The following is a 12,056-nucleotide window of genomic DNA, read 5'->3' as shown; positions in this document are numbered from 1 at the left end:
CGATCCGCTCACTGCCCCGAAATGTCGAAGTCGAAATAGCGCTGCTCGATCTTGCGATAGGTGCCGTCCTTGCGCATCGCTTCGATGACCCCGTCGATCTTTTCGCGCAGCGCGACATCCTCTTTACGCAAACCGATCGCACCGCCCTTGCCGAGTGTTTTCTCGTCGTTGACCGGCGCACCGAGGAACGCGTAGTTGGCACCTTGAGGCGTCTTTAGAAAACCCTGGCTACCCGCAATCATGTCGGTGAGCGTCGCATCGATGCGGCCCGGACGCAGATCCGCATACACCTGCTCCTGATTCGCGTACGACACGATCTCGATACCGGCCGGCGCCCAGTACGTCTTCGCGTAGGCCTCCTGTGTGGAACCCTGGGCCACGCCGATGCGCTTGCCGCGCAATGATTCGACCGTCGGTTTGATATCGCGTCCGCGCAAACCGATCAGCCGGCTCGGTGTGTTGAAGAGCGGCGTCGTGAACGCGACCTGCGCCTCGCGCTGCGGCGTAACCGACATCGCCGACAGAATCGCCTCGAATTTCCGGCCCTGCAGCGCCGGAATAATGCCGTCGAACGCGGTCTCGACCCAGACGCATTTGGCGTTCAGACGTCGACAGATTTCATTGCCGAGGTCGATTTCGAAACCGATGAGCTGGCCCGAAGGCGCTTTCGATTCAAACGGCGCGTACGTCGGATCGACGCCGAACCGGAGCCGCGTCATATCGTTCGCATTGGCGTCGGCACAGAATGCGGCCAACAGTAAGGCGAGACCTGCAATCGCGCGTTTCATGAGTGCTCCAATGTCGATGCGCAGCCGGGCGCGCGGCTAGCGGTTCGTGGGTGACTTGCCTGCGGCCGTTTGTCGACCGTGACCCAGCTTAGGAACTCAAAAACACGACGAACAGGGGCGTAACGCTGCTCCATCGTTAAGTTTTTCTAAAGCGACGCGCGTGCGGTTTCTTGCGAAAAAGACTTCGCGAATAACATTACAAAAATCATACAAAAATCGATTACGGATAATCGAATTCTTTCATTTAGCAAACATTCAAACTGGAATCAAAGAGGTCTCAACCAGGGATTACCACCGATAACCGCTTTCATCCATGCAGTCGCTTAACGGTCGGCGTACACTCGCTTCAAACCGGCAGAGCACGGGGTCACACCGGTATCGCACGGCGCGGTCCGGCGTTTATTGCACGGCTATCGGAGACAGGAGAACAACCAATGAGCTGGACTCGGGAACAGAGAAACGTCACTATCGCCGCCTATCTGGGCTGGACATTAGACGCATTCGATTTCTTTCTGATGGTTTTCGTTCTGAAAGACATCGCGGGGGAATTCGGCACGGATATCAAGTCCGTCGCTTTCGGGATCATGCTGACCCTGATGATGCGTCCGGTCGGCGCCTTGATCTTCGGCTGGCTCGCCGACAAATATGGCCGCCGCCCGACCTTGATGGTCAACATCGCCTGTTTCTCGCTACTTGAATTGCTGTCCGGTTTCTCGCCGAACCTGACCACCCTGCTCATCCTGCGCGCGCTGTTCGGTATCGCGATGGGCGGCGAATGGGGCGTCGGCGGCGCACTGACGATGGAAACCGTGCCGACCAAAGCGCGCGGCTTCGTATCGGGTCTGCTGCAAGCCGGCTATCCGAGCGGCTATCTGCTCGCCTCGGTCGTGTTCGGCGTGTTCTATCAATACATCGGCTGGCGCGGCATGTTCTTCGTCGGCGTGCTGCCTGCGTTGCTCGTGCTGTACGTACGGGCGCACGTTCCTGAATCGCCGGCCTTCAAGACGCTCGAGAAGAAAGAGCATCCGGGCCTCGTCGCGACGCTGAAAAAGAACGTGACGCTGTCGCTGTACGCGATCGTGCTGATGACCGCGTTCAACTTCTTCTCGCACGGCTCACAGGATCTGTACCCGACCTTCCTGCGCATCCAGCATCAATTCGATGCGCACACGGTGTCGTGGATCACGATTACGCTGAACATCGGTGCGATGGTAGGCGGCCTGTTCTTCGGTTCGCTGTCGGAAAAGATCGGCCGCAAGCGCGCAATTTTCATCGCGGCATTGATCGCGTTGCCGGTGCTGCCGCTGTGGGCATTTTCGAGCACACCGTTCCTGCTCGCGGCCGGCGCGTTCCTGATGCAGATCTCGGTGCAAGGCGCATGGGGTGTGATTCCGGTGCACCTGAACGAAATTTCGCCGGACGAGATTCGCGCCACGTTCCCAGGTCTCGTCTACCAGCTCGGCAACCTGATCGCATCGGTCAACGGGCCGCTGCAGGCGGGATTCGCCGAAGCGCACGGCAACAACTACGCGACGGTCATGGCCACTGTGATCGGTATCGTCGCAGTCGCGATTGCCGTGCTGATTTTGTTCAGTCGTGAACGACGCGGCATAGATATGACACAATCGGCGGAACAGGTCGCGACCGTCAGTTGATCGCGACCCATGCTATGACCCGGCAAACTGTCTAACGGCGTGTCGGGCACGAATACGACGGCAGGCATGACCTGCCGGAGATGGCTACCAGTATTGCAGTACGAGGCCGTTCCGATTCCTGTCGGAACGGCCTTTTTTGTCTGCGTCCGCATGGGCGCATCACGGCAACGATTGCATTTTTAGAGGGGTCTATCCACACACAATGCTTGCTCGCTTCACCCTATCCTTCTTATCCTGAAAAAAACAGCTGTTTCAAATACGTATTTGAATCGCTCGTTTGCGGCCGGGCGACCGGCATTGGGAGACGCAACATGGTAGTTCGCACACTGAGCCGGCCCGCCGGCGATACGAAGTCACGCATCCTCGACGCTGCTGAAGCGCTCTTTGTCGAGTGCGGCTACGAAGCAATGTCGTTGCGGCAGATCACCTCGCGTGCCGAGGTCAATCTCGCAGCGGTCAACTATCACTTCGGCAACAAGGAAGCACTGATACACGCGATGCTGTCGCGGCGCCTCGATCGTCTGAACGAAGAGCGTTTAAAGCTGCTCGAGCGTTTCGATGCGCTGCTTGGCACTCGTCTCACCTGCGAGCACGTGCTCGGCGCGATGTTCATTCCGGCATTGCGTCTGTCACGCGAACCGCGCGTAGGCGGCAAGGCGTTCTTGCGGTTGCTTGGCCGTGCGTACACCGACCCGTCATCGTTCATCCGCGATTTTCTCGGAGCACATTACGCGTCGGTGGCAGAACGCTTCTTCGAGGCGTTCCAGCGCGCGCTGCCGCATCTGCCGCGCGAAGAACTCGGCTGGCGTCTGCATTTCGCCATCGGTGCGCTATCGGGCGTGCTGGCCGGCACGGACACCGACAGCCTGATCTCCGAGTTCTCGCAGGGTAAGGACATGAACGACCTGCAACTGATCGCGCGGCTCGCGTCGTTGATGGTCGCGGCGCTGAAGGCACCGCTGCCCGATTCGACGCAACTGGCGGTCTTTGCGGCCGTGCTTGGCGATGCATCCGACACCAGCGTGCCGGACGGCCCGGCAAGCGTCGCGTGCCCGATCTCGTCCCCAGCGGCCGTGAACCAGGTGCCCGTCGTCGAACGCAGCAGCGAGCCCGCGGTGAGTTTGTCCACGCAACAGGTCGCGCACGGCGCTGCCTGAGCGCGGGCTGCATGTAATAGCAGCAGTTAGAGCCGGCGTCCCTTCACCTAGATGACACCGGCACCTGACTGACGCGCGCAAGCCCGGCCACGGGATCGTCTGCCGCACGGACCGCGTGCCGGCGGTCCGGTCCAACATGCCCGACGGGTGCGGTGCACCCGTCAACGAACAACAACACGCGAGCTATCCGCTGTATCGCGTGGTGCGGGATATGCACGCCCGTAGAAATGAAAAGGAGGAGTCGACATGTCGTGGTTTATCGTTGCGCTCATCGTCGCTGGTGCGGCGCTCGTCTATCTTCGGGCCCGTGCGTCGTGGTGGCTGACGTTCATGATCGTCTGGGTCGCAGCCGCGCATCTGACCGGCTCCGCCGGCGGTTTCCTCACGACGCTGCTCACGATCGTCTTCATCCTGCCTGCGCTCGTCCTCGCGATCAAACCGTTGCGGCGTGCGTGGCTGTCGAAGCGGGTGCTCGATATCTTCCGCAAGATTCTTCCCGAGATGTCGCCGACCGAACGCGACGCGATCGAAGCCGGCACGGTCTGGTGGGACGCTGCGCTCTTCTCCGGCCGGCCGCACTGGGACTCGCTGCTCGCACATGGCCCGGCCAAGCTGTCCGCCGAAGAACAGTCGTTCCTCGATAACGAATGCCAGCAGCTGTGCGATCTCGCGAACGACTGGGAAACCACAGCCGTCTGGCAGGATCTGTCGCCGCAGGCGTGGCAGTACGTCAAGGACAAGGGCTTCCTCGGGATGATCATTCCGAAGCAGTACGGCGGTAAGCAGTTTTCCGCGTATGCGCATTCGCAGGTGATCATGAAACTCGCGACGCGCTGCTCGGCTGCGGCCGTCTCGGTGATGGTACCGAACTCGCTCGGCCCGGCCGAACTGCTGATGCACTACGGCACCGACGAACAGAAAAACTACTACCTGCCGCGTCTTGCGCGCGGCGACGAGATCCCCTGCTTCGCGCTGACCAACCCGTATGCGGGCTCCGACGCCGCTGCGATTCCCGATCTGGGCATCGTGTGTAAAGGCACATTCGAAGGCCGCGAGACGCTCGGTTTTCGTGTGACCTGGGACAAGCGCTACATCACGCTCGGTCCGATCGCGACGGTGCTGGGTCTCGCCTTCCGCGTGCACGATCCCGATCATCTGCTCGGTTCCGTCGATGAACCAGGTATCACCTGTGCGCTGATTCCGACGCGCCACCCTGGTGTGAATATCGGTCGACGCCACTGGCCGCTGAACGCGGTGTTCCAGAACGGTCCGAACTCGGGCAAGGATGTGTTCATTCCGCTCGACTGGGTGATCGGCGGACGTGAGCAAGTCGGCAACGGCTGGCGCATGTTGATGGAATGTCTCGCTGCAGGCCGCGCGATTTCGCTGCCGTCGTCGAATGTAGGCATGGCGAAGATCGCCGTGCGCGGCACCGGCGCGTATGCAGCCGTGCGGCGTCAGTTCCGCACCGCCGTCGGCAAGTTCGAAGGCGTGCAGGAAGCGCTCGGTCGCATGGGCGGTAACCTGTACGTGATGGATGCAGCGCGGCGCCTCTCCGCACACGCGGTCGATCTCGGCGAAAAGCCCTCGGTCATCTCGGCCATCGCCAAGTACCACATCACCGAACGCGCCCGCAAAGTCATCAACGACGGCATGGATGTCGCCGCCGGCAAGGGCATCTGCATGGGCCCGTCGAATTTTCTCGCGCGTGCCTACCAGCAGGTGCCGATCGCGATCACGGTGGAAGGCGCGAACATCCTGACGCGCTGTCTGATCATCTTCGGTCAGGGTGCGATTCGCTGCCACCCGTACGTGCTGAAAGAGATGACTGCAACGCGCGAGGCCGACCACGCGAAAGCCCTCGTCGATTTCGACGAAGCGTTTTTCGGCCATGTGAACTTCACGCTGTCGAACGTCGTGCGCAGTTTCGTCGACGGGGTGACAGGCGGTGCGCTGATCGCAAAACCGCAGCAGGCGTATGCGCCGCTCGCCCACTACTACCGCGCCGCAAGCCGGATATCGACCGCATTCGCGCTGCTCGCCGATGTCTCGATGTTCGTGCTCGGCGGCGATCTGAAGCGTCGTGAACGGATCTCGGGGCGGCTCGGCGATGTGCTGTCGCAGCTCTATCTGATCTCCGCGACGCTCAAGCGTTTCGAAGACGAAGGTCGCCAGGAAGCGGACCTGCCGCTCGTGCGCTGGGGCGTGGAAGACTCGCTGTACCAGGCGCAACAGGCACTCGACGGCGTGCTCGCGAACTATCCGAATCGCGCGGCCGCAGCCTTCGTGCGCTTGTGTGCGTTCCCGTTCGGCATGCGGCATCGCGCGCCGTCCGATAGTCTCGGCACCGCGATTGCCGAACTGATGCAGACGCCCAGCGCCGCACGCGAGCGGCTCGTCTCCGACTCTTACGTGCCGCATGTGGACGTCGATCCGCTCGGCTACGGCGAATTGATCTTCGCGCTGAACCCGCGCGTGACGGAGATCGACCAGAAGCTGCGCGATGCGGTCAAGCGCGGCCTGATCCCACCGATGCCGCAAAGTCTCCCCGATCTCGGCGACTGGACCGAAACCGTCTTGCAGCGCGGTCTGATCGATGCCGACGAGCGCAAGGTACTCAACGACTATGCGCGTTACGGCGCGGAAGTCGTGAAGGTCGACGATTTCGATCAGGATTTCGGCCTGCTTGGCGATCTCCAACGCCGCAAGGAAGCGCTCGACAAGGCGATGCAACTTGCCGCCTAACTCACGCACCGTGCACACTGACGTCATTGAGCCTCGCCAGCGGAGCTGCGGACGATGAATGATTCTTACCTGAAGTTCGTCAACTCGCCGCTCGGCGGACGCGTCGCGCGTTCGCTCGGGCTGCCGAAACCCGAGGTGTTGCGGCGCTATCGCGCGGACGCTGCCGAGTTCGACGGGTTGATTGCGATCGGCGCGGGTCGCGCGCCGCAACTGCTCGACGCGCTCGCCGACGTGGTGAAGAGCACCGGCCTGACGAGCGTCGCGCATGAGAGCGCCGGCCTGTGGATCGCGCTCGCGAACCGCCATAGCCTGATGACCGGCCGCTTCGAGCCGACCGAACCCGGCGCACACGCGCGCGTCGCGGCGCTCGTCTTCGATGCAAGCGGCATCGAAGACAGCGCCGGGCTCGATGCGCTGTATGCGTTCTTTCACGACACGCTGCGCTCGCTCGGCAAATGCGGCCGGATCGTCGTGCTCGGACGCACGCCCGAGACCTGCGACACGCCGCGCCAGTGGACCGCGCAGCGTGCACTGGAAGGACTCGTGCGTTCGCTCGGCAAGGAAGCGCGGCGCGGTATCACGTCGAATCTGATCTATGTGGCACCGCACGCCGAACATCAACTCGAAGGCACGTTGCGTTTCTTTCTGTCGGCGCGTTCTGCTTATGTGTCGGGCCAGGTGGTGCGGATCGATGCAGGTAGTGGCAATGCGGGCGCAGCTGGCGATGCGATTGACTGGGCGCAGCCACTGGCAGGACGCCGCGCAGTCGTCACCGGTGCCGCACGCGGCATCGGCGCGGCGATCGCCGGTGTGCTCGCCGCGCAAGGCGCACAGGTGGTCGGCATCGACATCCCTTCCGCACACGATGCGCTCGTCGACACCATGCGACCGCTTGCAGGTACCGCGCTATCGTTCGATATCGCCGCCGCCGATGCGCCCGCGCAGATCGCCGCGGCGCTCGGCGAAACAGGCGTTGACATCTTCGTCCACAACGCCGGCATCACGAAGGACAAGACCATCGCGAAGATGAGCGAGATCGGCTGGCACAACGTGATCGACATCAATCTGAGCGCGCAGGAACGCATCGACGACGCGTTGCTTGCAGCAGGTACCCTGCGCGACGGCGGGCGTATCGTCTGCGTGTCGTCGATCAGCGGCATTGCCGGCAATCTCGGGCAGACCAACTATGCGGCGTCGAAAGCCGGCGTGATCGGTCGCGTGCAAAGCATGGCGCCGCAGCTGCGCGCCCGGCGCATCACAATCAACGCGGTCGCGCCCGGTTTCATCGAAACGCAGATGACCGCGAAGATTCCGCTCGCGATCCGCGAAGCCGGCCGGCGCATGAACTCGATGAGCCAGGGCGGTCTGCCGGTCGACGTCGCGCAGACCATCGCGTGGCTTGCGCAACCTGCTTCGGCGGGCGTGACCGGACAGATCGTCCGGGTGTGCGGGCAAAGCCTGCTCGGAGCCTGACGATGAGCGAACCGACCGGCGACCCGGCACGCGTGAAGACGATCGTCGTCGAGCGTCTGCCCGCGCCGGCACAACGTTATGCGCGTGCGCTCTCCGGTATTTTCAAGCGCGGCCGCGCGACGCAACTGCCGCCGCAGCGCCTCGTGCGCCCGGCTGTCCCGCTCGATGCCGCCGATATCGATCGTTATGCGCGCGTCTGCGGCTTCATTCCGGAACACGGTGTGCCGCTCACCTATCCACATCTGCTCGCGTTCCCGCTGCATCTGCAGATGCTGACCGATCCCGCTTTCCCGTGGCCCGCACTCGGGCTCGTGCATCTCGCGAACACCGTGCGTCTGCGCCGGCCGCTCGCCATCGGCGATACCTTGCGTGTCGAAGTCGAATACGGTGCGCTGCTGAAGCACGACAAGGGGCAAGCGTTTGTTCTGCATTCAAGGCTGTACCGGCGCGGCGAAGCCGTGTGGGACGGCGACAGCGTGTACCTGAAACGCGGCATTCCCGCACGTGGCGCAGCGCTCGCACCGCTCGAGATCGAGCGCGAAGCATTGGCACGCCAGGCGCGCTGGCAGTTGCATGCGCAACTGGGCCGCGACTATGCGCGCGCATCCGGCGACTACAACCCGATCCATCTCGGCGCCCTGTCAGCGAAGGCGTTCGGTTTTCCGCGCGCAATCGCGCATGGCATGTGGTCGCTCGCGCGTGCGGCCTCCGCGCTGCAACCGCCCAAGCCACTCGCCGAGGCCTCACTGAGTGCCGAATTCAAGGTGCCGATGCTGCTGCCCGGCGAAGCAACGCTCTGGAGCGCGGCGCCTTCGCTCGTCGAGCGCGAGTTCGAAGCACGCGACAAGACCGGCGAGAAACCGCATCTGCGCGGACGCTTTGAATGGGTGCTGCAATGAACAACGCCGCTCGTAGCAGGCAATGCATGTCCGTCGAAATACGCCATGTGATGGGTAGCGCGTCGTGCGCCGCTCATCCATGCATCGTCATCCGCTAACCGGGAACCACCTTAAGGAGCCCAAGCATGTCCCACCCGCTTCCCGCCGTGCGGCGCGTCGCTATCGTCGGCGGCAACCGGATTCCGTTCGCGCGCTCGAACACCGCGTACGCGACGGCATCGAATCAGGACATGCTGACGTTCACGTTGCAAGGTCTGATCGACCGCTACAACCTGCATGGCGAACGGCTCGGCGAAGTCGCGGCCGGCGCAGTGATCAAGCATTCGCGCGACTTCAATCTGACGCGCGAAGCCGTCCTGTCCACCACGCTCGCGAAGGAAACGCCCGCCTACGACGTGCAGCAAGCCTGCGGCACCGGGCTCGAAGCTGCGATCCTGGTCGCCAACAAGATCGCGCTCGGACAGATCGACGTCGGTATCGCAGGCGGCGTGGACACGACCTCCGATGCACCGATCGGCGTCAACGAACGGATGCGCAAGATCCTGCTCGAAGCGAATCGCGGCAAGACCACAGGCCAGCGCATCGGTGCGCTGTCGAAACTGCGCCCCGGCATGCTGTTCAAACCGCAACTGCCGCGCAATGGCGAGCCGCGCACGGGTCTGTCGATGGGCGAGCATTGCGAACTGATGGCCAAGCGCTGGAACATCTCGCGCGAGGCTCAGGACGTGCTCGCCTACGACAGTCATCGCAAGCTCACTGAGGCGTACACGCGCGGCTTCCTGAACGACCTGATGACGCCGTACCGCGGTCTCGCACGCGACAACAATCTGCGCAGCGACCTCACGCTCGAAAAACTCGCTGGCCTGAAGCCGGCGTTCGATCGCGACGCGGGCACGATGACCGCCGGCAATTCGACGCCGCTCACCGATGGGGCTTCAGCGGTGTTGCTCGCCAGCGAAGAATGGGCAGCTGCGCACGGCCTGCCGGTGCTCGCCTATTTCAGCTGGTCGGAGACCGCAGCCGTCGACTTCTTCGACAAGAAAGAAGGCCTACTGATGGCACCCGCTTATGCGGTACCGCGCATGCTCGCGCGCGCCGGACTCACGCTGCAGGACTTCGATCTATACGAGATTCACGAAGCATTTGCGGCGCAGGTGCTGTGCACGCTCGAAGCGTGGCAGGACGACGAATACTGTCGCACGACGCTCGGCCTGCCCGGCCCGCTCGGTGCGATCGACCGCGCGAAGCTGAACGTGAACGGCGGTTCGCTTGCGACCGGTCACCCGTTTGCGGCAACCGGCGGACGGATTGTAGGCGGCCTTGCGAAAATGCTGTCGCAACTCGACAAGCCGGCCGGTACCGCGCGCGGTCTGATTTCGATTTGCGCAGCAGGAGGCCAGGGGGTCGTTGCGATTCTCGAACGTTAGCTTTTGTGTTTGCAGTTGCGGCCATCCGTACCGGCAGAGTACGGCCGCGCTGCTCAGTCAGGTCATGCAGGAACATAAGGGAGACAACCGATGAACCAGCCCACGCAATTGCAACCCGGCGCACCCGCGGCCACGCAGCCCGGTGCAGGCACCGCCGCGCAACCCGCTACGCAATCCGCACCGAACACCGACGGCATCTGGTACGCGTCGTACCCGCCCGATGTGCCGCGCGATATCGACGTCGACCAGTACGAATCGATCCCGCGGTTTTTCGACGAATGCATCGAACAGTTCCGCGAGCGCGTCGCTTTCGTGAGCGTCGGTGCGAGCCTGACGTACGGCGAACTGGGGCGCAAGGCGACCGCGTTCGCGGCCTACCTGCAGAGCATCGGCGTGAAACCCGGCGACCGCGTCGCGATCATGCTGCCGAATACCTTCCAGTACCCGGTCGCGCTGTTCGGCACGCTGAAGGCGGGCGCGATCGTCGTCAACGTGAACCCGCTCTACACAGTGCGCGAACTCTCGCACCAGTTGAAGGACAGCGGCGCGCAGACCATCATCGTGTTCGAGACGTTCGCGAAGACCGTCGAGGATTCACTGGCGGGCACACGCGTGCAGAACGTGATCGTCACGGCGCTCGGCGATCTGCTTGCGGATGGATTGAATCTCAAGGGACGTGCGCTGAATTTCGTGTTGAAGCACGTCAAGAAAATGGTCCCCGCGTACCGGATACCGCAGGCAATCAGACTGCTCGACGCGCTTGCGATCGGCTACAAACGACCGCTCGTTGCAGTGCGCCCGACCCACGCCGACATCGCGTTCCTGCAATACACCGGCGGCACGACCGGCGTCGCGAAAGGTGCCATGCTGACGCACCGGAACATCATCGCGAACCTGCTGCAGGCGAAGGTGTGGTCCGCCGGCCAACTGAGCGGCGAGATCGAAACGGTGCTGACACCGCTGCCGCTGTACCACATCTACTCATTGACCGTGAACGCGCTGATCTTTCTCGGGCTCGGCGGCAGGAACATCCTGATCGCCAATCCACGCGATACGAAGCGCGTGATGATGATCATCCGCCACGAGAAATTCACCGGCATCACCGCGATCAACACGTTGTACAACGCGTTTCTCGACAACGAAGAATTCCGCAAGCGCGACTTCTCCGATCTCAAACTGGCGATGGCAGGCGGTATGGCTACGCAAAAGGCAGTCGCCGATCGTTTCAAGGCGGTGACGGGCAAGCCGATCGTCGAAGGATACGGACTGACCGAGTGTTCGCCGATCGTCTCGATGAACCCCGTCGACCTGAAAAACATGCGCGATTTCGAAGGCTCGGTTGGTTTGCCCGCGCCTTCGACGCAGGTGCGCTTTCGCAAGGAAGATGGCAGCTGGGCAGGTATCGGCGAGCCGGGTGAACTGTGCGTGCTGGGGCCGCAGGTGATGAAGGGCTACTGGAACCGCCCCGACGAAACTGCCAAGGTGCTCGACGAAGCAGGCTGGCTCGCGACTGGCGATATCGGCGTGATGGACACGCGCGGTTTTATCCGTCTGATCGACCGCAAGAAGGACATGATCCTGGTGTCGGGCTTCAACGTCTATCCGAACGAGATCGAAGACGTGATCGCGATGCATCCGGACGTGCGCGAAGTCGCTGCGATCGGTATCCCCGATGTCGCGCAGGGCGAACGCATCAAGGTGTTCGTCGTCTCGCGCAATCCGTCGCTTACTGCCGAACAGATCATCCAGCATTGCCGCAAGAACCTGACCGGCTACAAGGTGCCGAAAGTGGTCGAGTTCCGCGACGAGTTGCCGCAAACCAACGTCGGCAAGATCCTGCGACGCGCCCTGCGCGACGAGGAAATTGCCAAACAAAACGCCGCCTGATTTTCTACGATTCCGGAGAACGCGT

Annotated in this window: 8 protein-coding genes; 7 read left to right on the top strand and 1 reads right to left on the bottom strand. The window is 62.6% G+C overall.

Translation table 11 applies throughout. The annotated features are described in order from the left end of the window. Positions 1–8: 8 nt before the first annotated feature. A complete protein-coding gene (locus tag FNZ07_RS21580; RefSeq protein WP_091016178.1) occupies positions 9–788 on the bottom strand; it encodes an ABC transporter substrate-binding protein in 780 nt (259 codons plus the stop codon). 434 nt (positions 789–1,222) lie between these two features. Here FNZ07_RS21580 and FNZ07_RS21575 point away from each other — a divergent pair, with 434 nt between their 5' ends. From FNZ07_RS21575 to FNZ07_RS21545, 7 genes are all read left to right on the top strand, one after another. Continuing rightward, positions 1,223–2,443: an MFS transporter gene (locus tag FNZ07_RS21575; RefSeq protein ID WP_091016175.1), complete on the top strand. Its 1,221-nt coding sequence runs from the start codon at positions 1,223–1,225 to the stop codon at positions 2,441–2,443. Between the two features lie 311 nt (positions 2,444–2,754). Further along, the gene (locus FNZ07_RS21570; RefSeq protein ID WP_245811635.1) at positions 2,755–3,600 is read left to right on the top strand and encodes a TetR/AcrR family transcriptional regulator; all 846 of its coding nucleotides are present in this window, start codon (positions 2,755–2,757) and stop codon (positions 3,598–3,600) included. A gap of 246 nt (positions 3,601–3,846) precedes the next feature. Continuing rightward, complete coding sequence (locus tag FNZ07_RS21565; protein WP_091016172.1) at positions 3,847–6,345, top strand: acyl-CoA dehydrogenase; 2,499 nt, start codon at positions 3,847–3,849, stop codon at positions 6,343–6,345. A gap of 54 nt (positions 6,346–6,399) precedes the next feature. Next, on the top strand, positions 6,400–7,818 hold the full coding sequence (locus FNZ07_RS21560) for a 3-oxoacyl-ACP reductase (RefSeq protein WP_091016170.1): 1,419 nt from the start codon (positions 6,400–6,402) through the stop codon (positions 7,816–7,818). 2 nt (positions 7,819–7,820) lie between these two features. Next, positions 7,821–8,717, top strand: a complete 897-nt coding sequence (locus tag FNZ07_RS21555; protein ID WP_091016167.1) for a MaoC/PaaZ C-terminal domain-containing protein — start codon at positions 7,821–7,823, stop codon at positions 8,715–8,717. Positions 8,718–8,842: 125 nt separating this feature from the next. Continuing rightward, a complete protein-coding gene (locus tag FNZ07_RS21550; protein ID WP_091016165.1) occupies positions 8,843–10,144 on the top strand; it encodes an acetyl-CoA C-acetyltransferase in 1,302 nt (433 codons plus the stop codon). Between the two features lie 90 nt (positions 10,145–10,234). Beyond that, positions 10,235–12,031, top strand: coding sequence for an AMP-binding protein (locus FNZ07_RS21545; protein WP_091016163.1), 1,797 nt, complete (start codon positions 10,235–10,237; stop codon positions 12,029–12,031). Positions 12,032–12,056 lie beyond the last annotated feature (25 nt).

This window comes from Paraburkholderia megapolitana, from assembly GCF_007556815.1.
In the GTDB taxonomy this organism is placed as follows: domain Bacteria; phylum Pseudomonadota; class Gammaproteobacteria; order Burkholderiales; family Burkholderiaceae; genus Paraburkholderia; species Paraburkholderia megapolitana.
Note: the sequence above shows the minus strand (reverse complement) of the source record. Positions and strands in the feature narration are given on the sequence as shown.